General features: G+C 62.3%; 12 protein-coding genes and 1 pseudogene. 10 read left to right on the forward strand and 3 right to left on the reverse strand.

What is annotated here, in order from left to right:
* The first annotated feature begins 26 nt into the window (after positions 1–26).
* The 10 genes and pseudogenes from EK416_RS15205 (at position 27) to EK416_RS15250 (ending at position 24,164) form a co-directional block, all read left to right on the forward strand.
* Positions 27–587, forward strand: coding sequence for a YbjN domain-containing protein (locus tag EK416_RS15205; RefSeq protein ID WP_127078956.1), 561 nt, complete (start codon positions 27–29; stop codon positions 585–587).
* A complete protein-coding gene (locus EK416_RS15210; protein ID WP_127078958.1) occupies positions 584–1,006 on the forward strand; it encodes a hypothetical protein in 423 nt (140 codons plus the stop codon). Before EK416_RS15205 ends, EK416_RS15210 begins: the two co-directional genes overlap by 4 nt.
* A 73-nt stretch (positions 1,007–1,079) precedes the next feature.
* Positions 1,080–1,751, forward strand: a complete 672-nt coding sequence (locus tag EK416_RS15215; protein ID WP_127078960.1) for a lytic transglycosylase domain-containing protein — start codon at positions 1,080–1,082, stop codon at positions 1,749–1,751.
* Positions 1,752–1,956: 205 nt separating this feature from the next.
* A complete protein-coding gene (locus tag EK416_RS15220; RefSeq protein WP_127078962.1) occupies positions 1,957–2,637 on the forward strand; it encodes an STN domain-containing protein in 681 nt (226 codons plus the stop codon).
* Between the two features lie 39 nt (positions 2,638–2,676).
* The gene (locus EK416_RS15225; RefSeq protein WP_127078964.1) at positions 2,677–3,219 is read left to right on the forward strand and encodes an RNA polymerase sigma factor; all 543 of its coding nucleotides are present in this window, start codon (positions 2,677–2,679) and stop codon (positions 3,217–3,219) included.
* Between the two features lie 37 nt (positions 3,220–3,256).
* Positions 3,257–4,252 carry a FecR family protein gene (locus EK416_RS15230; protein WP_127078966.1) on the forward strand — a complete coding sequence of 332 codons (996 nt, stop codon included), beginning with the start codon at positions 3,257–3,259 and terminating at the stop codon, positions 4,250–4,252.
* Between the two features lie 103 nt (positions 4,253–4,355).
* Complete coding sequence (locus EK416_RS15235) at positions 4,356–17,453, forward strand: filamentous haemagglutinin family protein (protein ID WP_127078968.1); 13,098 nt, start codon at positions 4,356–4,358, stop codon at positions 17,451–17,453.
* A 321-nt stretch (positions 17,454–17,774) separates the two neighbouring features.
* Positions 17,775–19,213: pseudogene (locus tag EK416_RS15240) on the forward strand (IS1182 family transposase).
* Between the two features lie 549 nt (positions 19,214–19,762).
* Positions 19,763–23,011: an autotransporter family protein gene (locus tag EK416_RS15245; RefSeq protein WP_127078970.1), complete on the forward strand. Its 3,249-nt coding sequence runs from the start codon at positions 19,763–19,765 to the stop codon at positions 23,009–23,011.
* A gap of 100 nt (positions 23,012–23,111) precedes the next feature.
* Positions 23,112–24,164 carry a transposase gene (locus tag EK416_RS15250; RefSeq protein ID WP_127078972.1) on the forward strand — a complete coding sequence of 351 codons (1,053 nt, stop codon included), beginning with the start codon at positions 23,112–23,114 and terminating at the stop codon, positions 24,162–24,164.
* 342 nt (positions 24,165–24,506) lie between these two features.
* Here the strand turns inward: EK416_RS15250 and EK416_RS15255 are convergent, their stop codons facing one another.
* From EK416_RS15255 to EK416_RS15260, 3 genes are read right to left on the reverse strand one after another with little or no spacing between them, the layout of a single operon-like run.
* Entirely contained in the window at positions 24,507–24,710 is a 204-nt protein-coding gene (locus tag EK416_RS15255) for a hypothetical protein (protein ID WP_164730051.1), read from the reverse strand.
* Positions 24,711–24,721: 11 nt separating this feature from the next.
* Positions 24,722–24,892 carry a hypothetical protein gene (locus EK416_RS17780; protein ID WP_164730052.1) on the reverse strand — a complete coding sequence of 57 codons (171 nt, stop codon included), beginning with the start codon at positions 24,890–24,892 and terminating at the stop codon, positions 24,722–24,724.
* Positions 24,889–25,311: a terminase small subunit gene (locus tag EK416_RS15260; RefSeq protein WP_127078976.1), complete on the reverse strand. Its 423-nt coding sequence runs from the start codon at positions 25,309–25,311 to the stop codon at positions 24,889–24,891. Before EK416_RS15260 ends, EK416_RS17780 begins: the two co-directional genes overlap by 4 nt.
* Positions 25,312–25,351: the final 40 nt, after the last annotated feature.

Here is a 25,351-nt window from a genome sequence, read left to right on the forward strand (position 1 = left end):
ATGCCCGGAAAATCACAGGAACCGCCATGACCACGGAAACCCACATCCCTGAAACGAAAAACGATCGGGAAACACAGACGAAAATCTCCGGCCTTGCTCCGGCCGACGCCCTCTTCAGCCTCACGATCGAAACGCTGCGGGAGATTCTCCAGTCGATCGGTTACCGCGTCGAGACGCTGACTGACGGCCAGATCACTTTCTTGCGCTCGGCAACGAACGGACTTCCTTTCGACATACGCCCCGGCAACAGCTTTGCAGGAGCGCCCGACCGTTTCGCAGATGTCGCTTTTCTGGTGCTCTTCGCCGTTCAGGGAACGCTTCCGCTGGATCTCGTCAATGACTGGAACCGGTCGCGTCGTTTCGGCCGATTGTTTCTCGACACGCCCGCGCCGGGTCAAACCTTCCTCGTCTTCTGCCAGGACCTTTCCGTTGCCGGCGGTATCACGCCCGTCCACTTGCGATCTCAGATCGAAATCTGGGATGGTCTCGTGCAGCAGTTCGTTCCCTGGCTCCGCGCGGAAGTCGCAAAGATTGCGCCGTCCGTCGACGGTGTTTCTGCCTCCACGCAGCCCCGGAACGAGGCATGACGCGCGTCAGAGAGACAACCTGCATTCTCCTTGCGGCGGCCCTGACCGGAGTGGCGGCGGACACGAAAGTGAAAGCTGCTGCTCCGGCGTCCGTCACTGCCGGTGCGTCGGCACCGCTATCCTGGCGAGACTTCGCCCGCAAGATTCGCGACGACCTGCAAAAACGGCTCGCGGTCTCCGATGAGCAGACACGGCATGCTTACAATGTGCTGGCGGGTACGGAACGAGTCTCACCGATCATTGCAAAGGTGTGGGTGGACCCAAGCGGCAGCGTCGAGCGCATCGAGTTCGACGGCGTGAGCACGGAAGGCGCAACGGCGCTGCGCTCGATACTTCTGCGTGCTTCCGCTGGCGAGGCGCCGCCTTCCGACCTTCTGCAACCTGTCCTCCTAAAGCTCTCCTTGCCCCATAGCCAGTGAGGCCGTTATGCCGCTTCGCTCAGAACACGGCCCGTCGCCGTTAAGGCTTCCATCCCTGTCTGCGGCAGCCGTCATGGCAACTCATGCTTGCGGTGGGGCAATCGCTTCGGCTGCGGCTGAACCGACTGCCACAGAGACAACAAGAGCGACCGCCAACCGTCCGCCGATGAACCTCGGGGCCATTCGACGTACAGTCTCCTACCAGACGCTGCTGACCTTCATCGAGCGCGAGTCGAAATCCGCAGGCCTTCCGCCGGAAGTTACGGAGGCCGTGATGCATACCGAAAGCGGCTTCAACCCCGACGTCGTTGGGCGGGACGGCGAGATCGGCCTCATGCAGGTGCTTCCCTCCACAGCAAGAATGATGGGCTTCGCAGGCACTCTTGCCGAACTGGCCGTTCCGGAGACAAATATTCACTACGGCGTCGCCTATCTCGCTCGGGCCTGGCGTCTTGCCTCGGGCGATCTCTGCACCGCTACGATGAAATATCGAGCGGGTCATGGTGAGACGCGCTTTTCACATCTGTCCGTCGCCTATTGCCTCAGGGTTCGGACACGGCTTCAGGCTCGCGGCCATCCGGTTGCGGGCGCCGTTCCAATCGCAACGTTCGGGGAGCGCGGGAACTGGCAGCAGCCTCAAATCTTCGGCGGCACCGTCAGACATCCCGATCTTTCTGCCCTGAACGGAGCGCTCGCAGAAACCGTAAATCAGGCGATCGCCATGAAAGCGGCTGCGCAAAGGTAAACAGAAATATCTGCTTTTATTTACACGCATCCGGGCGTTCGATGCGAAGTGGTCGAAAACTCAAACTATATATGTCATAAAACCATTATGTTCGTGGTTTACGAGAAAGCTTGAGTTTAAGCATTCGGTCAAAGCTTGCGCGACCGTGAATTCGGCGAGTTCGGTTCATCATGGGCGGCTTGATTGCGTCAGCGGGCTGGCGGGGATGAGAGCCCTGACTTCGTTTAAAGAAGTGCAAACCCGCGCTTTTCTCGCCTTGTCCTTCGGTATGGCCGCTTCGCTTCTGGCGCCTTTGCATTGCCGGGGCGAAACGTCTGAAGCGTCTTACTCGTTCAGCATCCCCGCCCAACCGCTTGCCAACGCTCTCCTTGCTTTCAGCAAGACGGCGGGTATCGAAATTTACTACAAGGCGGCCCATGCAGACGGCAGCAGATCCACGGCTGTCGAGGGGGAGTATACGCCTAATGAAGCCATGCGCGTCCTCCTGCGCAACACCGGCTTCGAAGCCGTGCGAACCTCTCCCGGAGCGCTGACCATAAAGCCGCAGGCGACGGCATTGGCGCAAACCAAAGGGCTTTCTGTATACGAACCATATTTCGCCAAGGTCCAGCACCGCATTTCGGAGCTTCTCTGTAACGGCACGGCCACAGCCGCCGCCGAAGAAGCCGTTCGCATCTGGATAGCCCCCACGGGATCTGTCATCCGCGCGGAAAGCCCCGGCAAGGAAACGGAAGAAAAGAAGGGCAAGTTGGCCGAGGCGCTGGTGGGACTCGGCATCGGCGCTCCGCCACGCGGCATGCCGCAGCCAATCAACCTCATCGTATTTTCTGACGTCAGGGCAAGACAACCCTGTACCGGCGGCGACCTGCGAGCGACGCAACGATGACAGCGGGAATGCGCGCATGAGTTCGCTGGAGAGGAGGCGATGAACGACGCCAGCAGGGAAACTCTGCGCCAATTCCTCGTCCTCGACTACGATACGCTGAAGACCATTCTCGCGCGTCGGCTCGGCTCGAAGGAACAGGCGGACGAGGCGTTGCAGGACGCTTGGCTCAGACTTGAGAGCTGCGCTCCCAGCGAGCCGGTCAAGCAACCCCGCGCCTATATTCTGCGTATGGCGCGGAATATTGCGCTCAAGCGTGTTTTGGCCGAGCGCAAAACCGTGACCCTCGACGAGGCACTTCTGGCGCTCGACATTGCGGACGATTCCCCGGATCCGGAACGAATCGCAGTGGCGCGGTCGGAGGCAAAATTACTCGACGAGGTGCTGGCGGAGCTGACACCCCGCCGCCGTGCGATTCTGCTGGCGTCACGGGTTGAGCAGATACCTATTCGTGAAATTGCCGCTGCCCTTGAGGTTTCGCAGCGGATGGTTGAAAGGGAACTCAGGGCCGCGTTGATCCACTGCGGCAGACGTCTTGGAAAAAACGTGGTTCAGCGTTTTGGTCCAAGGAACCATCAGGATTAACTTGATCACAAAAATAACGAATGCGGTTCTACCTCTGATGCTTTTGGATCCTGACGATGAGCACCCGACACAGCTGGAATGCGAAGCCTACGGCTTTGTGGTTCGTTTCGTGTCGGGCGAAGCGGGTCCGGAAGACCTTCAGGCATTGAAAGACTGGGTCGCCCTCAGCGCCGACCATCGCGCAGCTTTCATCGAAGCAAGCAGGATCTGGCAAAAGGTTGATCCGACGCAAACGCTTCCAGAGTCCCCAGCGAACGCTGTCAGCGGCCGCCGGGCGGTTACGGTCGAGCGTGCAGCGATCGGGCGGCGCGCGTTCATCGGCGGTGCCCTGGCTGCGTCCGCGGCGGGAACTGTCGGCTTGCTCGGACTTCGCCCGCCTCTCGGCCTCTGGCCGTCTTGGTCTGAACTCGCCTCCGACTATCGAACGCAAGCGGGCGAAAGACGTAACATCGCTTTGGCCGAAAGCGTCACTGTTGAACTGAATACAAGGACGAGCATCGCGCTAAGAAGCTCAGGCGGCGAGCCCCCTCGTCTTGAACTCGTTGAAGGGGAAGCCCTGGTCACTGCGTCGTCGCGGGCTGACGCTCCCGTAACGATATCGGCTTCGGGCGGCGAAGTCGTTGCTTTCAACGGGCGTTTCAACATCCGGCGCAACGATGGCTCGGTGCAAGTAACCTGTCTTGCCGGAACGGTTCAGGTTGCATGCGGCCAGGCGAGCCTCGCGCTGCCCGCCAGCCATCAGGTAGTCTATTCGCCCTCGGGCGTCGGGATTCCGGTTGCAGTGGACGGTGAAACCGTGACGTCTTGGAAAGACGGCTTCATCGTCTTCGACGCCATGCCGATTTCCGACGTCGTCAAGGAACTTAACCGTTATTGCCACAACACCGTGATCCTCACCAACAGCGCTCTCGGGCGCGAGCGGCTCAATGCGAGATTTCGCGTCGAGCACATTGACGGAGTCGTCGGGCAGATCGAAAAAATCTTCGGCGCGCATTCGACACAGTTGCCCGGCGGCATCATTCTGCTTGGCTGAGCATCTTTTTTGACATTGCAGCTTCGGTTCCAGTCTCGTCGGCGGATCAACAAGGTTGAGAGATGCTGAATTCTCAGCCTTACCCCCCTACGAGAGACCCGCCATGTCTGTTAGCTCCGTCTCGCCCTCCGCCTTGTCCTGCATCCGATCGCGTCGTGTGGCGCTTTTTGCCGGCGTGAGCATGCTTGCGCTCATGGCAGGAAACCCCGCGCTCGCGCGTCCGCTTACCGGCTCAACATCGGCTACCGACGCAGCGGCGGCGGCTACAGCGGCCGCAGCCGCTTCCTCCCAGGCAGCCGCGACCGCGACGCAGAATTCTCTTCTGAAGGCGACGCAAGCAATTCAGGCGATGCGAGCCGCGCAAGCAGCTGCGCGCGCCGCGGCATCGGGCGGCACCGTGGCGAACGGGCTTGTTACCGGCGGCCTCGTTCCAGATTCGGGGCTTCTTGCACCCGGCGTCGCAGCTCCGGTGACAACTTGGGTAAACGCGAAGACCCCGGTGCAGACCACAGGAAGCGATGGCTCGGTCGCCGTCGACATTACACAGACGGACTCCCGGGCGATCCTCAACTGGCAGAGTTTCAATGTCGGCAGCGATACGACGCTGACGTTCAACCAGGAGTCTAGCGGCACGGCAGTCACGCTTGGCAAGGGCGATACCAGCTGGATTGCACTCAACCGCGTCAGCAATTCCATCGCGCCAAGCCAGATCCTCGGGCAGATCAAGGCTGACGGGACAATTCTCGTCATCAATCAGAACGGCATCATTTTCGGCGCGGGAAGCCAGATCAACGTCCACTCGCTGATTGCTTCCACGATCGAAATCGGCCGTTCGACCGACGGCAGCGTGCAACGAACCATCGCCCAGCGCAACGCCGACTTTCTGGAGTACGGGCTGACGGGCTCCGCCAATACCTCTGGAAATTCTACTACGACCTTCTCCGGTACGACCGATCCTGCCGCGGCACCGAGCGATGCCACAATCAAGGTGGAGGCCGGCGCCACCATCACCAGCGATAGCAAGGGCATGATCCTGCTGATGGCGCCGACGGTAAACAACGCGGGCTGGCTGTCGGCGGCCGACGGACAGGTGAGCCTTGTCGGCGTGAACGGGCTGAACGGATCCGTATACCTGGCGGCTTCGGACGGCAGCGACTCCGCCCAAGATCCCTATGTGCGCGGCTATCTTGTCTCATCCGCCTACGGCACCGTGATGAACAGCGGCCTTATCGAAGCGGAACGCGGCTATATCAGCCTCGGCAATTCCTACGCGACGGTAACAAATTCCGGCATCCTTCGAGCGACGACGAGCGTCTCGGCCAACGGCACGATCGACCTGATTGGCGACAAAATCACGCTTGCGCCGGGCAGCCTCATTTTCGTCGGCGCCGACGAAAACGGCGAGACGATCCCGCAGAGCGAGGATTCCCTTTCGGCCTTCAAAACCTCGCAAGTGAGGATTGGCACCTATTACTCGACTATAGCGATGCAATCGGGCGCGATGATCGTGGCTCCGTCCGGCGACGTCACCATCGGGCAGGAAGCCGGCGATACGCTCAACGACGCGGCGCTGTCGGTTTTGTATGGCGGCTCCTATGTTACCAAGGTGGGCAGCATCGTCATCGAGGACGGCGCGACGATCGATGTTGCCGGACTGAAGAACGTACCGGTCTCGCTGTCGAGCTACAATCTGGAAATTCTTCTGAAAGGCAACGAGCTTGCCGATTCGGGGGGCTACCAGACCAGCGCGTTGAACGGCGAGACTGTCTGGATCGACGCGCGCCTGTCCGGCGTGCGCGAGGACGGCGTTGCCTGGATCGGCTCGCCGCTGATATCCGCAGCGTCCTATTATGAGGCGGTGGGTGTGACGGCAGCCCAACTCATGACGAAGGGCGGCAATGTTGTCCTCGGCACCAATGGCGGCGTCACGTCTTCCGGCCTGGTTCCGAGCGTCACGGTGAAGTCGGGCGCCGTAATCGATATTTCCGGTGGCTGGGTCACCTATGAGGCGGGCTTCGTAAAGACGTCGAAGCTCGTGACAAGCTCGGGCGCACTTGTGGACATCGGCAGCGCCAGCCTTTCCGATACCTATGTTGCCGTGGTCGATGGCAGCTACACGGTGACGAATGATCGTTGGGGCACGACCGATTCATATTGGACCCCGCTGGCGAGGAATTCCACCTATACCGCCTCTTACACCGAGGGCCGCGACGCCGGAACGCTGACCATCAAGTCTGCTCAGGTAACGTATGACGGCGCCCTGTACGCTACCGCGTATGCGGGCTCACGTCAGATTGCAGAGGGTACCGTTGGCACCGGAACGTCTTCGGTCTACGGCGATCTGCGTAACGTGCAGGCGGCCGCCTCGGAACTCCCCGCGGGCGGCTTGCTGTTCATTCAGGAGATCGGCGAAGGCAGCACCAGCGGCTTGGGCGCAGGCGGCGACATCGTCGTGGTAGCCGCAACGGATTACGCGGCCAGGAACGGAACGACGGTGCTGTCGGATCAGCTTCTGTCCGGGTCCGGCCTCTCGCAGGTTTCGCTCTGGACCAGCGGCTCGATTACGGTTGATGAGAAAGCGACGGTCAGTCTTGCCGCAGGCGGCGTGTTCGATGCCTATTCAGGGCGTTCAATAACAATCGCGGGCACCGTGACGGCCGCGGGCGGCACCATCCTTCTCGAAACGGCAAACGTGGGCGCGAAGGGGTCCGTCTTCAATTCGGCGGACGACGCTCTTGTGCCGGGGTCGTTCGACATTACAGTGACCGGCACCCTGTCCGTAGCGGGACTCTGGGTGAATGACTGGGGCACATCCGATATTTCCGGGCCCGCCTATCTCGACGGCGGCACGATTGCCATGGTGTCCGCCGCGAGCGTGACCGACCAGAAGCTCTACGATCTGACGGGTGCCGTTACCTCCTCGACCGACGTCTCCGGCAGTATCCTGCTCGCCGATGCAAAGCTGATAGATCTTTCCGGCGGCGGTCGGGTGAAGACGCATGGTACGCTCGACCTGTCAGGAACCGGCGGCAATATCGCGCTCATCAATCAGTCGGCCTTCTATCAGACTGAGAATGTCGTCTGGGGCGTCGATGTCTTGCACCAGTATTTCGGGCAACTGAGCGGGTTCCGCGCCAATTACGAGTATGCCGCCGGATATTGGGCGCAGACGCCGATCAATCCTACAGAGCTCACCTCGACGGTCCAGTTCAACCCGGACAGCATCCGCGCGGCCGGATTTGCGGGCGGCGGCACGTTCACGCTTTGGGCCCCGGACGTGAAGTTCGGTAGCGGCTCGGCCGATGATACGGCCCTCGCCACCGCGCTGCCGCTCGACTTCTTCCAGAAAGGGTTCTCGACTTACGACATCACCTCCTACAAGACGCTGCTGATTGAGAATACTTTCGTCGACGCAACGGGGGCAAGCCTTGGCGGAAACAATGCGCTTCTTGGAACTCAGACTTTCACGGTCAAGGCCGACGAAACGCTGACGCTATCTCAGGCGCTGCTGCCCGGCATCCTGACCAGCGAACAAGCGGCCGCGCTTCGCAAACTCTCGACCGGCGGGGATATCAATACGATCCTTACCGCCTCCGTGCCGACGGACACCTGGGATCAGAGGGCTGTCAATCTGAAGCTCGACGGCATGGTGGAGCTTAAGGTGGAAGCAGGTGGCACCATCGTCGCCGCGCCAGCCGCCACGCTGACGGTTGCGAAGCTTCTCAACGAGGGCACGATCCGCCTGCCGGGCGGCAGCATCGCGCAGTCGCAGACATTGCCGAGCGTTTTCTCGGGCTACGAAACCATCTATGCGGTCAAGTCGCTCGATGATGTGTTCACGGTCTCGAACGACGGCACCATCGTCGAGACGGCTGCGTCCAGGATTGCCGGCAAGACAAACGCAGTCGTTGCAATGAACGGGATGGTCTATCTCCTCGGCGACCTCGGCGAGGATGACGGCGTCGTTCTTGCCACCGGCAGTGTGACGGACCTTTCGGGCGTGAGCGTCATCAACCCGCGCGGCACAAACGCCGCCGGTGTAGTCGACTCTTCGGTCCGGACCGGGATCGTCTACGACGCCGGCTCGATCGTGCTCGCGAGCGCATCCACGTCCACGACAAATTTTTACCGCGACTCCTATATGCCGTCGCTCAAGAGCACCGCCGACACCTTCCGGCCGGGCCTGGAACTGACCATCGCGGCTGGGGCTAGCGTCGCCCTCGACGGCACGTCCGACACTTATCGCGAGGCCCTTACGAGCACTACTTCAGGCAGCCTCGGCACCGGGTTGGCCACTGCGCTGACCGCCAGGGAGGTGTGGAGCGACGCGGGCGCGATCTCGGCACCGAACGGCTTCACGATTTCCTCAGCAGCGAATCTCAGCGCAAAGGGGGGCAATTCCTCAGCGGAAGGCGGCATTCTCGAACTCGCCGATGTCGTTCTGACGCAATCGATTGCCGACAGCAGGGGAGAACTTGCCGCCAACCAGATCATGTCAGCCGGCTTCACCACGCTCGCTTCGCTCGGCACTCTCGGTTCACAGGGCGATGTTAGCCTCGAACTCGGAAAGGCGTTGTTTGTCGCCTCGCGACCGTATGACAGCGGAAGCACCCTCACCACGCCGAATACCGGCAACGCCAATGCGGTGGTCGTGAGTGCGGGCGGCCATCTTTCCATCACGGCTCCCTATATCGGGCTCATCAGCTCAATGGATGTGCTGACGAGCACCACGACCGGGACAGTGGCGGATAATAAAGTCACGTTGAACGCGACGAAGGCGTTCGACATCACGGGCGCCGTGCTGTTCGACCGTTCGGTAGCCTCGACAGAGCTGATCAGCGGCGGCGACCTCCGCATGACAGGCGTGCAGGACTACAAGATCACCTATCTCGGTTACACGACCGATGTCGGAACCGCCTTGACTTCGTTGCTTCACGTGAATGGCAATCTCTCGATCACGGCGGCCCAAGTTTACCCGACTACCGGAACGACAGCGACGATCAAGACGGGCCAAGCCGATGGCACCATCACCTTTGCGCGCTCGACCTCGGATTTGCCCGATGCGCCGTATTCGGCGGGCGCAAGCCTCACCGTGTCGGCCGCGACCATCATTCAGGGTGGCGTGATCCGGGTACCGCTCGGCAGTCTGACGCTCGCGGCAACAGGAAGCCTGACGCTGGCCGACGGCTCCTACACCGAGGTTTCGGCCAACGGCCTGATAATCCCCTACGGTACGACCACCGATGGGGTGGAATGGTACTTCACCCCGACCGGCAGTTCCGCACTCAAAGCCGCGCCGGAGAAAGTTCTCACCCTCAGGGGGACCGACATCACGGTCTCGTCCGGAGCGGTAGTGAACGTTTCGGGCGGCGGCGACGTGACGGCCTACGAATTCTCCGCCGGTACAGGCGGCTCGCGCGACGTGCTCAGCTCGACCAACGAGGATGCCTACACGAGCACCAACGGCTGCACCTATGCCGGTTGCATGCAGGCCTATGCCATCGTGCCCGGTCTGTCGGATGCCGCCGTGGCGGCCTACGATCCGGTCTATTCTCAGGGCTATTCCGAACTGTCGTCTGTTTCGGGCGTCGGCAGCCGCGTGCTGCTCGACATCGGCTACGGCCTGCAATGGTACACGCTTCTGCCCGCGAAATATGCGACGCTCGAAGGCGGCGTGCTCGTGGTCCGGCAAACGGCCTCGACATCGCTCACGCTTGGCAGCTCATACACGCGTGCCGACGGCACTTTGCTCACCGTCGGCTCCTACGGCAACGCACTATCGGGCTCGTCGCAGTCGGCGACCTACCTCTTCGCAGTCCAAAGCCAGGACGTCTATGAGAAGTATTCCTCAATCGCGCTGACATCGGGCAACACCTATTTCACCGAACTCGCGGACGACGCGGGCACCACGGTGTCTGCGCTGCCAACCGACGCCGGGCAACTGGTGTTGAACGCCAGCAACACGCTTGTGATCGATGCGGCGCTGAAATCCGCTGCTGCGGAAGGCGGGCGCGGCGCCAAGGTCGACATCGCTGGCACCAAGATTTCCATCGTTTCCGAGCTGCCGGGAACCCCGACGGCCGGCACGCTGACAATCACCGCATCGAGCCTGAGCAACCTCGGCGCCGAAAGTCTTCTGATCGGCGCCACCCGCACCGATAATGAGGACGACACGACCACGCTGTCTGTGAGCGCCAGCTCGATCACGGTCGCCAACGACACAGCCCACGCCATTTCGGCGGGGGAAATCGTGATGGCCTCCACCGGATCGATCACGATCGCCGACGGCTCGGCGATCATCGCCACCGGCGAGATGGCCGATAATCGCGCCGGCGTCTATGTGCTTGGAGAGAACTCGACGCTCGGCACCGGCGCACTCATCCGGGTCGCAAACGGACCTGAACGGCTGACGAGCCGCACCAACTTTACCACTTCTGCAACGCTCGCGGTCGGCGCCGCCACCCTGTCGGGAACCTCGGTGATGCTCGACTCGTCTGGCACCATGAGCATTTCGAACAGTCTCTCGCTTAAGAATACGACTTCGGTCGCGCTCGGCGCCGGCCGCATCGGCCTCGGCATCACGGATGCAAGCTACACTGGCGTGGTGGTTACCCCGGAGATGCAAGCGATCCTGACGCAGAACGGCGGCCAGCTCACGCTGCGCTCGCAATCCTCGATCGACTTCGCCGACGGCACTTATCAGTTCGGCAAGCTCAAGCTCGACGCATCGATCCTCACCGGCACCCAGGGTGGCGCCGTCAAGGTCGTTGCGGACACCGTGACCCTCGGCAATTCCGGCACGGCGGGCTACACGTGCAGCGGCTGCGCCGCCAATGCCGGAACGCTCGCCATCGAGGCGGACGAGTTCCTGTTCTCCGGCGGGCTGATGGCGACGACGGCCACCACTGTCGACGTAGACGCTCTACTCTCGTACGATACGGTCGTCACCGTCCCGGCCGGAACCTATTTCTCGGACACGCAGTATTTCCTGCAAGACACCCGCATCGTGCTGCAGGCCGGCATCTACGTCGCGCTTTACGCCGGCACCGGGGTCATCACGCCGACCGCGGCGGCGACGGGTACCGAGATCGCGCCGGGCACCGAGATCAAGATCGCCGGCGCGCCCTATACCTTGGTGCCTGGTAGCTACGTCCTGGCGGGTGACACGACCTATGCTACGGTTTACGACTCTTCCGTCGCATCGAACGGCAAGCTCGCAGCGGGGAGCACCGTATCCTTCTCCAACTCGCCGGACGTCGCCCTCCCGACCGGCACGGCGGTCAAAACAGACTATATTTATGGGCAGACCACGACGGACTATTTCAGCGGCGGCGTCACGCTGACGGCGGCAAACGGCGTCTATGTCACCGGCCAGAGCGCCGGGTTCAGCGCCGGCTCGGCGGCGCTCACGCTGCACACGCCCTATGTCGGCGACCGCTCGTCGGGCAGCAGCGCGGTGCCGGACCTCACCCTCGCCACCACCGGTGCGCTCGTGATCGACAACGCCGCCGCGGCGGCGCTCGATATCACCAGCCTCGGCGGCATCCCCGGCACCTCGCTGACCATCACGGGCGGCTCGGTGGCGATCAGCGGCACCACGGTGCATGCCACCGGCGGACTGGTCCAGGTGACGTCGGCGAGCGGCATCACGCTCGCGGGCGGCGCGGTGGTCGAGGCGCCGGGCTATTCCGGCCGCTATGGCGATGCCACGGACTCGACCACGGCGTCGTCGGGTGGCGGCACGGTGCGGCTCACCGCGACGGCCGGCGATATCACGCTGGGGGCGGGGACCCTGGTCTCGGTGGCGGGCGATGACGGCGACGCTGGCCGGCTGGAGCTCTCCGCCGTCGCCGGCGCTGTCACCTTTGGCGGCACCATCGACGGCAGGGCGGGCACCGATGGCGAGGGCGGCACCTTCGCACTGGAAACCCGCGGCGCCATCGACCTTGTCACGCTCAATGCGATGGTCAGCACCTACGGCTTCACCGGCGGCTTCGAGGTGCACACTCATTCCGGCGATCTCGATCTCGCGGCTGGGCAGACGCTCAAATCCGGTTCGGTGGTGCTCACCGCCGACGGCGGCTTTGTCACCATCTCCGGCACCATCGACACCTCCGGCGTCAACGGCGGCAACATTGAATTGTGGGGCAACAAGGGCGTCACGCTGACCTCGACCGCGAGGCTCGACGCCCACGCCGACGGATACGAATCCACCGATCCGCGCCAGGCGTCCGCTGGCGACATCACCCTCGGCACCGACTTCATCACCGGCACTACCTCCACCAGCACCGACGGGGCGATCTCCGGCACCAGCGGCACCATCACCATCGCGGCTGGAGCCAAGATCGACCTGTCCGCCAAGAATACGAGCAACCGCGTCATCGAACTCGAAAGCGGCCTCGGCTATTACTACGTCGAAGGCGACACCGGCGGCACGCTGCGGCTGCGCGCGCCGGTGTACAAGGACGCCAACGGCAAGCAGACCGTGGACGTCGACGTCGCCTCGGCGTCCTCGGTGGTCGGGGCCGAGAGCGTGGTGCTCGAAGGCTTCCGCCGCTGGGATCTCCTGACCGTCGCTAAGAGCGGCAGCTACAAGGGGGTGACCTACAGCGGGGCCAATGTCACGCTCAATGCCTCCACCAACGCCGACACCTGGACGACGACCTGCACCAGCGCCGGCACCTGCACCCTCGGCGCCACGGTGGCGTCGGGCCTCAATTTCCTCAGCGACCGCGACTGGACCGGCGCGCACGAGACGGTGGTGAGCTTCGTCCAGGACCTCGATCTGTCGGCGGCCTATTCCAAGCTCGGCGGGCTCGCGGTGCTGACGGATTCCTCCGGGAGCTCGATCTTCAGCGTCTCGCCCGGCGTCGATCTGGTCAACTCCGGCAACATCACGCTCGCCTCGAACTGGAATCTCGGGGCCGGCGCCGTGGACACCACCAGCGCCTTCGCCGCCGGCCTGATGAAGTTCGATGCAGCCCTGAGCGCGCTCTATGTCGTCTCGGGCCAGGAAGACGCCCTGCTCGCGAACTATACCTCGATGATCTACCGCACCGGCGGCAAGGTCGGCGGCGGTGCGCCGACGGTGAACCTGCGGGCCAGTGGCTCGATCACGAGCACCTACCGCATCAGCGACGGCACCTTCCAGTTCCAGGACACCTCCAACAGCACCTACCGGGCCCTGACCTCGGCCGCCGCCGGCTCCGGCGGCGTGTACGTGCCTGTGGTCTATGTCGACTGCACCTACAGATGCACGAATACGTCCAACCTTCTGTACACGGGAGATTGGACAGCGGGCAATTCCGTGGCCCCGGCATCGCAGAACGTGCTGCAGATGAGCCTCGATCTGGGCATTAGTTATGCGTGGGGCGAAGTCGGAAAGAACTACTATGCGACGAGCGGTGGGGCGAAGCCGACGGCGGCGCCCTATTCAGCCACCGCGAACAGCCCGGCCGCCACCGGCACCAACGATCCGTTCGAGAACGCCGTTCCGTTTGTCGAAGGCGTCTCATCCTCGACATTCCGCCTTGTCAGCGGCGCCGATCTCACAAGCACGGCGCCGCTGAGCGTGACGAAAAGCGCGACACCGGTGACGACCAACATGACCCTGTCGGGGTCGGTCTCCTATTCCTATTCGTCCGGCGGTGTTCAGCTCACCTTCAACAACTCCGAAATCCTGATCGGCGGGACGAACCAGGTCACGGTGGGTGCCACTGCGACTGTCACGCCGACCACCGATGCCGAAGCCTTCCTGAACGCCTACCTCGCCGCGTATCCGGGCGTCACGCGAAACACCTATGTCTATGTCGTTTTCCCGTCCAATTATTCGGCGAGCAATTCGACCTGGGGATACTATTTGGCCATCAAGCAGATGGCGGATTGGCTGGCGGCGAACGGCGACGGCAACTATTCGTTCTACCAGGCGACCGCTTCAAGACCGTTCGGTTATGGCGCGAACATGCCGCTATGGCTCGCCGTCAGGCTCTACGCCGAGGTGATCGCACCGAACTGGACGACGTGGATCACCTACACGAGCGCGGCAGGGACGAAATACACGCCCGCAGTGTCGCAAACCACCGGCGGCTCGACCGTCACGGTGACCAGCGGCAATTTCGTGCGCACCGGCACCGGCGACATTGAAATCGCCTCGGCCAGCAACGTGATCCTCACCAATAACCTGGCTTCCAGCAGCGCCGCTGCTGCGGAAAAAATCTACACAGTCGGACAGCGCGTCACCACGCCGACCGCAACCGCCACCGACGTCCTGACCGGCGATGCGGTGACGGTCGACCTGACCGGGCTGCAGACCGCGAGCGGGCTCTATCTCACCAATGGCGGCGACATCTCGATCAGCGCCGGGTGGGACGTGATCGGCCGCAGCGGCAGCATCCTCGCCGAGACACTCCTCGACTCCACCGGGAAGGTCAACATCCTCAACCTCAACAGCTCGGTGCGGCCAGCTTGGTTGAGCGGCGAATCCTCGGATGGCGCGAACCAGTACGTCGTCCTCTCCGGTCTCACCACCGGGGTGGCTGCGCTCGCCGGCGGCGACATCACCATCGAGGCCGGCCGCGACGTCGACGACGTGCCGGTGCTGGCGACCTCGGCGATCCGCACCGTCACCGTCACCAACGCCGACGGCACCACGGCCAAGGGCGTGCAGTTCCTCGGCGACAGCGACGTCACCATGGCGGCCGGGCGCGACATCCTCGGTGGGCTCGCCTATGTCACGTCTGGCAGCATCACGCTCGATGCCGTCCGCGACATCAGGGCCGCCGGCGGCAGTCTTCTGATCGGCACCGCCTCTAATACCAAGAATTACACCGTCGACCGCTCGACGCGGCTGCGCCTGATCAACGCCACCGCCAGCGCCACCGCCGGCCGCGACGCCAGCATCGCCTGGGCCGGCGCGCTGCCTTTCTCCGGCAGTTACGGCCAATGGGTCACGCCGGTGTCGAGTCTGAAGGTCATCGCCGGCGGCGATCTGGCCTATGACGTTTGGCGCACCAGCGATATCTCTTATCTCGACGGCGTGGTGGTGCCCGGCGATATCACCCTTGCAGCGCTCTCTGGAAATCTGACGTTCGGCAATTCCGGCAGTAATGGCTCCGAGAACGCTTTCCTGTTCATGGAGCCGGTGGCGGATGGCAATCTGGTGCTGGTCGCCGGCGGCGACATCGGCGCCGTCACCATCTCGATGGAGGATTCCGATCCGGTGAACCTGCCGGGGCCGTTCTTCACGCGGTATTTTTATAGTTGGGCCGGTTCGTCGGGGACATCGCTGCGCGCGCTGATCTTCCCGACCGTGACGTCGGAGACCACCGAGGCGTGGCTCAGGCTTTATCATAGTGAGGACATCACCCATCTCGGCGACAGCGACCCCGTCTTCATCGCGGCGGGGGGCGACATCACCGACGTCGCCCTGTCGTTGCCAAAGGCAGCGCGCATCACAGCCGGGGGCGACATCGTCAACATGATGTTCTTCGGCCAGAATCTGTCGGCGACCGACGTCACCCGGATCGCAGCAGGTGGCGACATCACGGCCACCTCGACGCTGCTCAAGAATACCGTCGGCGGCCAGGAGGCGGTGACGCGACCGACGCTGCAGGGCAACACCTTCGTGATCGGCGGGCCGGGCTCGTTCTTCCTGGAGGCAGGCGGCGACATCGGGCCGTTCCTCAACTCGGCGACGGTGACGATCCGCACCGGTAATATCAACGACGGCTACCGCTATACGACCTACGACTACGGCGGTGGCGTGCTGTCGGTGGGCTATGATTGGAATCCCTGGCTGAAGACCATCGTGAACGAGGCAGGCGGTGGCGCAGACCTCTACGTGATGTTCGGCCTCGGCGCGATCGGTCCCGATTACACTGCTTTTCGCGAGAAATACGTCAACCCGGCCAATGTCGGATCGCTGACTTGGGAGGGCTATTCCACCGAGCTTCTGACCTGGATGAAGGAGCGCCACGCCAATCTCCTGCTTTCGACCTTTGGAACTACCGATGTCAGCGAGACCCAGGCCTACGCTGCCTTCGTCGGCCTCCCGGCGAGCGAACAGCACGTGTTCCTGCTGTCGGAGGTCTACTTCAACGAGCTTGAGCAGGTGGCCGTGACCTCGAGCGCGTCCTACCTGAAATACAGCCGTGGCTACGAAGCGGTGAACACGCTTTTCCCTGCGGCGAACGGTTACACGGCGAACAGCCTTGAAGGTGGTGCGGTCGATACAGATCGGGTGCACACTGGCGATCTGGACCTGCGCCTTGCCACGTTGCAAACTACGCGCGGCGGCGATATCCGCTTGCTGGGCCCCGGCGGCGACATCATCGCTGGCTCGGTGGTGCGCACCTCGACACAGGCCGCGCGGCGCAACTACGTCACCAACACCTACGGCGGCATGGCCGGCATGTCGTGGGGGTCGACAGCCTTGACGGCGAGTGCGATCGACTCGATCCCGACCGGGCTGGAGGGTATTCTCACCCTGCGCGGCGGCTCGATCTCATCCTTCACCGACGGCAGCCTGGTGCTCAACCAGAGCCGCCTCTTCACCCAAGATGGCGGCGACATCATCGCGTGGTCGTCGAACGGCGACCTCAATGCCGGGCAGGGGCCAAAGACCTCGGCCAACTTCCCGCCGATCAGCGTGATCTTCGACTGGAACCTTTTCGGTGAAGTGGACGAGCAGGCGGGCGTTGCGGGTGCCGGTATCGCCGCGTTCCAGCCCTCGGTCGAAGAAAAAGCGCCAGACGTCTATCTGCTGGCGCCCCGTGGCACCGTCGATGCTGGCGACGCAGGCGTGCGCGTGGCCGGAAATCTCAGTATTGCCGCCCTGAACGTCATCAACGCCGACAACTTCCAGGTTTCGGGCAGCGCGGCAGGTGTGCCTGTCGTTCAGGCGCCGAACGTATCGGGATTGTCCGAAGCGTCGAACGCGGCAGGTCAAACGGCACAAACTGCCCAGCCATCGCAGAACCAGGGTGCAGGGGCTTCGACGATCATCATCGTGGAGGTTCTCGGCTTTGGCGGCGGCGACGGGACCACCCCCTCCAGAGACGACATGGAGACGGCGCGAAGGGCTCATCAATCTGAATTGCAGAACCCGGCCAGCCGCGTTCAGGTTCTGGCTGCGGGGGAACTCAGCGAACAAGAACGGCGGGATCTGATCGAGCGAAAGCGCAGAGAGATGGAACGGCATTGAGCCTCGGAGGGGGCAAGCTACACGCAGGCCCTTTATCCCGCAAGCATCGCGGCCGCCGCGGTCCAAGACAGGGGGAAGCTCGCTACCGTCGCGGCCGCCTTTCAACTCAAATCTCCATAGCGCTTCCTCGAGGGCTTTCAGACGCCGACCGGGCCGAAGAAGGTCTGCGCGCATGCATCCGGCCGCCATCTGAACCCATCACGGAATCGGCCTTCACCCGAGGATCGGAGCGTCGATACGGGCAGGTCCGCTAAGGGTCCAGACTGTGTAAAAAGTCGAAGCGTGCTACGATTCCGACGGTGATTTGCAGGGGATCGCTGGATGAAGCGCTTTGTCGAGGGGACGGACCGCAGTCAGAGCACCTTGTTTCCGGAGTGCTTGGAGGACTGGATCGGCGAGGACAATCCTGTTCGCGTAGTCGATGTTTTCGTTGATGGTCTCGATATGGCCAGTCTTGGCTTCGATGGCGTAAGCCGGGAAGCGGCGGGCCGCCCCGCTTATCATCCCGCCATGCTGCTCAAGCTTTACATCTACGGTTATCTGAACCGCGTGCAGTCGGGCCGCCGGCTTGAGCGCGAAGCAGGCCGCAACGTCGAGGTGATGTGGCTGACTGGGCGGCTTGCGCCTGATCACAAAACCATCGCCGATTTCCGCAAGGACAATGGCCCGGCCATTCGCAAGGTCTGCTCCCAGTTTGTTGTCCTGTGCCGGAAGATGGGGCTGTTCACCGAGGCGGTTGTCGCCATCGACGGCAGTAAGTTCAAGGCCGTGAACAACCGCGACAGGAATTTCACCAAGAACAAGATGGCGAGGCGCATGGCGCAAATCGGGAGAGCGTCGCCCGCTATCTGCAGCAGCTCGACAGCGCGGACCGGCAAGAGCCTTCGATGGCGCGCGAGACCAAGACCGCGCGGCTCAAGGACAAGATTGCAATCCTGAAACAGGAGATGCAGCGCCTGTCGAAGCTCGAAGCGCAGATGTTGGAAGCGCCCGATCAGCAGATTTCGCTGACCGATCCCGATGCGAGGTCAATGAAGACGAGCGGCCGGGGCACGGGCATGGTGGGCTATAACGTGCAGACGGCGGTCGAGACCAGGCATCACCTCATCGTGGCGCATGAGGTCACCAACACAGGTCACGACCACGAACAGCTTTTTTCCATGGCGATGAAGGCCAAGGAGGCGCTGGAGGCGGAGCGCCTGGAGGTTGTCGCAGACCGGGGCTACTTTGAAAGCGAACAGATCTTGGCCTGCGAGGAGGCCGGCATCGCCGTCACTTTGCCGAAGGCTCATACGTCGAACAACAGGCTCAGGGGCATGTTCGTCAAGGCTGACTTCCGTTATGTGGCGGCTGAGGATGTCTATATTTGCCCGGCCGGCGAGAGCCTCAAATACTATTTCAGCACTCAAGAGCGCGGCCTCACCTTGCGGCGTTACTGGACCAACGTTTGCGCCGCCTGCTCGATCAAGGCGCGCTGCACATCAGGGGTCCAACGCCGGATCACCCGCTGGGAGCACGAACACGTTCTGGAAACTGTCCAGCAAAGGCTCGACGAGAACCCGCAGATGATGCGTGTCAGGCGGGAGACTTCGGAGCATCCCTTTGGGACGCTGAAATCCTGGATGGGCGCCACCCACTTTCTGACAAGGACGATGAAGAAGGTAGCGTCCGAAATGGCGCTGCACGTGCTGGCCCATAATCTGAAGCGGGTGATGAACATACTTGGGGCCGGCCCGCTGATGGCCGCGATCAGGGCCTGAACGACCTAGATCCGCCTTTACGCGCCAACGGAAGGCGTCTGCAACTCTCCTAAGCCCTCGCGCATCGTTTCACAGGCTCTTTCAGAAAGAGAACTTCGACCCAAAACCGGGACTTTCCACACAGCCAGGGTCGAGAGCGGAAATACCGCACGGGACAAAGCGCGCCTGCATTACAACTATTTCCAGAAGTTAAGGTCAGCCAAGCTAAGCGCCACGCCGATCCTGATCCGTCTTCCGGCCACCACGGGATACCCTACACCTATAGCTGAATAGCGAGCGCATGCGGTCTGGAACGACGCCATTCAGCGCGGTGAAGATTCACGGTGTGCTCTGCGATCAGTCTGATGTCGGGAGGAGCATAGTCTGATTCAGGGCCTGGCAAGGCGCAGCAGCCGGAAGGCCTCTTTCCCGCAACTTTCGTGGTGCGAACGCCACAGGTTCCGCGTAAAAGCCGCTCGTCATCGAGCTGTCACATGCCCGCATAGCGCCGAGCGTATCTGCCCTTGTGCGGAATCCAAGATCCGCTTTTGGGCACAAGGGCTACTAAAAATGACCTTCCAGTCATCGCGCCGTTTCGGCGCATTCATGAGCACGGCTGCGCTTGCCATCGCCGCCGCTGCATTTTCCTCGCCGGCGGCCGCTGCCGATGCTCCCGCCGCTAACGTGACGGTGGCAAATGTCAACGTCCTCAATCTCCTTTCGCCGTTCCTCAGCCTGAACGGCACGGACATCGGCCACCAGACGCTGGCGCTTAATCTGAGCCAGACCGTCGCCGTCAACAACAACGCGGCAAGCGTCGCCGTCCTCAACGGTCATAAAGACACGCTGACGGTGGAAGAACTCGCCATCAGCGACAAGAACCTTTTCGGCAGCGTCTCGAATTCGATCACCATCTATTCGTACGATAGCGCAACGCAAAAGGTTTCCACGACCACGAAGGGCGGCTATGGCGTTGCCGCGAACCTTGCCGGCGGCTTACCCGCCACGCAGGGGACTATCGGTAACGGCCTGAACCCCGTCCAGGCGGTCGGCGGTTACGGCTCGGCTCTCGGCGCTGCCTATCAAGCGGGCGTCGGCACCAATACGAGCGGCACCACGATCACGCTCGCCAATGTGCCGATGAAAAATACCGCCTCCCTGCTGACGACGGCCTACAGCTTCACGAGCAGCGACGCGGGTGTTGCCAAGGCCTATTTCGCCAACGGGTCAGTTTCGACCAACAGCCCCACGCTGGCCGCTACTGCTGCGGTCGCGCCTGCGGGCTACACGCTGCCGGCCGGCAGCGGAATACGTGCTGCCTCTTCAAGTGTTTACGATACGGAATACGTAACGAATGGGGCCTATGTCACTTCGAACAACGGCACGATCATCGATAAGCCGTCCTACGGCGATGCGCGCCCGGTTCAGGTTTCGGCCGATATCAACGGCTTCGACCCGACCGCGCTGACTGGCCTCGCGACGAACCCGGCCTTCCCGAGCGGTCACACCACCTACGCCTACACCGACTCGATCCTGCTCGGCATGCTCGTGCCCGAGCGCTTCGACAGCATGCTGTTGCGGGCTTCGGAATACGCGAACAGCCGCATCGTTCTCGGCGTGCATTATGCACTCGACATCATAGCGAGCCGCTCATTCGTGCAGTATGAATTGGCGCAACTCCTGACTGCAACCGATCCGGCTTACCAGAATACCAACACCGTCGGCAGCACGACCGCGCTCAATTTCCAGCAGACCTTTGCGAACGCGTATAGTGATCGATCTACACTTCTCAGCCTCGTGAACTCGCAGAACGGCACGTCGTTCACGAGCATTGCCGATGTCGTGAAAAGCTCCCTCACGACGGCAAATGATCCCTACGCTTATTCCGCCGAGAACGCGGCCACCTACCGGGCGCGCCTGACCTATGGCCTGCCTACCACGGCTATCGCGAAGGAACTTACCGACACGCATGGCAAGGATGCCTCCATCTTGCTCGTGACGGTCTATGGTGGCGACAGCACGGCAGCAAAGACGATCGAAGGGCTTATCGGCACCTCGACGACAGGCGGAATCTACGGCAACCTTTCGACTGACACGATCAAGCAGATCATTGCCAACACCGAAGTTGATGCAATCACGGCCTTCGTCGGCACAGATCTCAGCTACTGGTCGCGCATCAATCTCTACGATGCCGCGAACTACTTCATCGATCCGAAGGGCATTACGACGAAGCTTCTTCTCGCCAGCGGCGACAAGCTGAACGTTCCGGTGACGGTCGGCAATGGCGGCGTGTTCGGCGGTTCGGGCACGGTGACCGGTGATGTCACCATCAAGAGCGGCGGCGCGTTCGGCGCGAAGGGCAGCGGCACGACGTCCTATCAAGGCCTTACCGTCAATGGCACGACCGATTTCAAGGCTGGCTCCAAGGTTCAGCTGACGGGCGTCTTCCTGCCGGGCACGACCTATACTCTGCTGAACAGCACCGCGATCGACTACAATGGCTCCAAGCTTCCGGCCGGGGCTGTTTCGTCGATTTCCGTCGACACCTCCTCCAGCGGCAACCTGATGACCTTGTTTACCGGCAAGCTGTCGGTGGTCGGCGATCCGCAATTGCAGGTAATACTTCAATCTCACTTTGCGAATGCCGCTCAAACTCAAAATCAGAAGTCCGTTGCTTCGGCCATAGATACAGCGGGTAACGCGGGTAACTTCGGCACAACCGGCGCACAATTCCTGAACGCGCTTATCGCCAACAACACCGTCGCGACCGCCCCGTCGGCGTTCACTTCGCTCGGCGGCGAGGGGATTACCGGCCAGCAGCAGACAGCGCTCAACGCGGGCAACCTGTTCGTGACCACGGTGCTAGGCCAGGCCACTTTCTGGGCTGACGACCGCCGCAACGACGTGTTCGGCCTTAAGGACGGCGGCTCCGCGTCCCTCAAGGACGAGCCTGGCTATGAAGGCGCAATCGCCAGCCGCGGCCGTATCTGGGCAAGCGGTTTCGGCCAGTACGCCACGCTCGACGGCGAGACAGGCGTCGGCAGTGCGGACCTGTCGAACCACACCTCGGGCGTTGCGGGCGGTATCGACTACCAAGCTACCAAAAACCTGCTCGTCGGCATCGCGGGCGGCTTCTCGAACTCGAACTTCTCCGTTAACGACCGCGCTACGACCGGCGTCAGCGAAGGCGGCCACATCGCTCTCTACAGCCGGGCGACCTGGGGCAACTTCTACGGCGCAAGCACGATCGCTTACGGCCATTTCGACAACAAGACGACCCGCTTCGTCGACGGCCTTGGTAGCGTTGACAAGCTGCGCGGCACTTTCTCCAGCGATGAGTGGATCTCCCGCTTCGAGGCTGGCTATAAATACAACGCGGGCGGCGTGACGGTGACGCCGTTTGCTGGCTACCAACTTGCGCAGCTCTCGAACGACGCCTTCTCTGAGACCGGCGTCGGCTCGAACCTCGCGGCGCTCCGCGTGAGCTCGGTGGACATCGATTCGGATAAGGCTTTCCTTGGCATTCAGATCGACACGAAGACGACGCTCAACGAAAGCTGGGTGCTGACGCCTTATGCTCGCGTATCGTGGGAGCATGAGTTCAATGCCGACCGCTACAACAAGGCGTCGTTCATTGCGCTGCCGGGTTCGACCTTCCGGATTGACGGCGCTTCGGCGGCGGAAGACGTGGCGCGCGTGAATGCTGGCTTCAAGCTCGACATCTCGAAGGACGTGGCGGTGTTCGCTGCCTTCGACGGCGAGTTTTCGGAGCGCGGCGAGAGCTACGCCGGGACGGGTGGCGTGCGCATTCGCTGGTAAGCATCGGCAAGGGTTCTATAGCGAAGGCGGCGAGACATCTCGCCGCCAGACTGCTGACAAAGCTCTCGCGTTGGCGAGATCTTTTTGATTCAGTTGGGGCATGCTGAAGAAACCGGTTCCCCAACAGACGACGCTTGAGATGGTGAGCATCGAAGGATTGGTCCCGAAGGACCACCTTCTGCGCAGGATCGAAGCGGCGGTCGACTTTTCCTTCATCCGCGACCGGGTTGCGGGTCTCTACTGCGCCGATAACGGCCGCCCCGCTCTCGATCCCGTCCTGATGTTCAAGGCCTTGTTCATCGGCTATCTGTTCGGGGTTCGCTCGGAGCGCCGGCTCGTGCGCGAGATCGAGGTCAATGTCGCCTATCGCTGGTTTCTGGGGCTGAAGCTCACCGATCCGGTGTTCGACGCTTCGACGCTGTCGCAGAACCGGCGGCGGCGCTATCGCGACGCCTCGGTCGCTCAGGACATTTTCGACGCCATCGTCGAGCAAGCGATCCGCCACGGTCTGGTCGACGGGACCGCACTTTACACCGACTCCACGCATCTGAAGGCGAACGCCAACAAGAACCGCTTCGACATGGCGAGGGTCGCGAAGTCGCGCGCCGACTACTGGGATGCGCTGGACGCGGCCATCGACGAGGACCGGCTCGCCCATGGAAAGAAGCCTTTGAAAGACAAGCCGCGCGAGCCCGCTGTCAAGGAGACCAAGGTCAGCCGAAAGGCGTTTGCCTACGACAAGGACCTCGACGCCTATCGCTGCCCGCACGGAGAGCTTCTGCCCTACGCCACCACGGACCGCGCGGCCTACCGCCATTATAAAAGCGATCCCGCTGTCTGCAGGGCCTGCCCGCTTATCGCCTCTTGCACCGCCAACGCCAAGGCGGAACGCACGATCACCCGCCACGTCTGGGCCGAGGCGCGCGAGAAAGCCGACAGCCATCGCCTCACCGCCTGGGGCAAGGCCGTCTACAAGCGCCGAAAGGAAACCGTGGAGCGCTCCTTCGCCGACGCCAAGCAGCTCTTCGGCCCCCGCTACGCCCGCTTTCGCGGCCTGATCAAGGTCTCATGCCAATGCCTGCTCGCCGCCGCAGCGCAGAACATGAAAAAGATCGCCCTGGCGCTCGCGAAACCGGCGCCCATGCCGGCGTAAGCGGGCAAACGTCTTTCCAGGCCCCCTTCATCCCCCCCTCAAAAAGCCAACCAACAAAAAACCCCGCCAAAATGACGGGGTTTGTCAGCAGTCTGGCGGCGAGACATCTCGCCGCCTTTTTTTGTGTGGACCGAAACGGCTGACTCGAAACCAATGGCGGCGTTTGTGCAGTTGAACTCCGGAGATCAAATCGCTTTTGTCCTCTCGCAGTTGGAACGCCACGCGAGCACTGCCGCTTGCCCTTCAGGAAGGGACGTCCCTGCCAACAACCCGAAAGGCAGCAAACGGCCTTTTCGAACGAACCAGAAATCGAACGCCTGCTGCCGCGAAGGCGAAAGAAGTCTACCCCTGCGGGGAGCGAAAATCGGCTCGTCGCGCCGATGAACTGCGCTCGACAGGAAGCGCCGCGACAAGCGCGAGTGTGGTCACGCGCCGCCGGTCGCGAGGCGAAATGCCAACGCGGCGGAAGCTATCGGCGCGCAGTTCGCGGAAAAGCGCGCGAGCTTCGTCCGTGCGCAGGAGCGCCAGCGGGCGGGACGTGTTCACGGTCGCCTCGATCACCAGGCATCCGGCACCCCCCTATAGGCAGCGGTCGCCAGGGCAAGCAGGCGCGTGCCTGCAAGGCGTGCTTCAAATGTGTCCTCTTGCCCCAAGTCGAGCCAATAGCAAGCGGTCGCGAACGCATCGATATCGTGCGCATCAAGCTGCGTTCGATAATGATTGATCATGATTTTGCACTCGATGAAGGAAGGGTGCTCGCGATCCTTTCGAGTTTCGCGGCAAGCTCGCGGCGTACCGCGTCGGGATCAATCATGGTGACCGAGCCGGACAATTCGACACGAGACGGCGCAAAGAAGCGCGTGAGCTGCCCAAGCGCAACCAGCTGATGCTTCAAGGTCGGCTTGTCCGCGATCGGAGCGAACGCGATCTCGGCAAGTCGACCGATCACGCGCTCAGCCGTGACCTCTGCGGATGCCGCGACACGAGTGCGTGCCTCCCCGATGATCGCCTGGATGCGCGGATCGCCAAGGAGGCGCGTAGCCGTGTTTGCCGAACTCTTTTCAGTATACCCGGCGCGCATCGCCGCCGCCTTTCCATCGGCATCGATGACATATTCCGATGCGAAGCGAAGTGCCCGCTCGGTCAAAGGCGACGAAGCGGGCGGCTATCGCCGTCGTAGCCGCGCT

The sequence above is a fragment of the Rhodomicrobium lacus genome (assembly GCF_003992725.1).
In the GTDB taxonomy this organism is placed as follows: Bacteria; Pseudomonadota; Alphaproteobacteria; order Rhizobiales; family Rhodomicrobiaceae; genus Rhodomicrobium; species Rhodomicrobium lacus.

Bases quoted from the DNA above. Each gene is read 5' to 3' on its own strand.
- EK416_RS15205 (WP_127078956.1), top strand. From the start codon at position 27: ATGACCACGGAAACCCACATCCCTGAAACGAAAAACGATCGGGAAACA.
- EK416_RS15210 (WP_127078958.1), top strand. From the start codon at position 584: ATGACGCGCGTCAGAGAGACAACCTGCATTCTCCTTGCGGCGGCCCTG.
- EK416_RS15215 (WP_127078960.1), top strand. From the start codon at position 1,080: ATGGCAACTCATGCTTGCGGTGGGGCAATCGCTTCGGCTGCGGCTGAA.
- EK416_RS15220 (WP_127078962.1), top strand. From the start codon at position 1,957: ATGAGAGCCCTGACTTCGTTTAAAGAAGTGCAAACCCGCGCTTTTCTC.
- EK416_RS15225 (WP_127078964.1), top strand. From the start codon at position 2,677: ATGAACGACGCCAGCAGGGAAACTCTGCGCCAATTCCTCGTCCTCGAC.
- EK416_RS15230 (WP_127078966.1), top strand. From the start codon at position 3,257: ATGCTTTTGGATCCTGACGATGAGCACCCGACACAGCTGGAATGCGAA.
- EK416_RS15235 (WP_127078968.1), top strand. From the start codon at position 4,356: ATGTCTGTTAGCTCCGTCTCGCCCTCCGCCTTGTCCTGCATCCGATCG.
- EK416_RS15245 (WP_127078970.1), top strand. From the start codon at position 19,763: ATGACCTTCCAGTCATCGCGCCGTTTCGGCGCATTCATGAGCACGGCT.
- EK416_RS15250 (WP_127078972.1), top strand. From the start codon at position 23,112: ATGCTGAAGAAACCGGTTCCCCAACAGACGACGCTTGAGATGGTGAGC.
- EK416_RS17780 (WP_164730052.1), bottom strand. From the start codon at position 24,892: ATGATCAATCATTATCGAACGCAGCTTGATGCGCACGATATCGATGCG.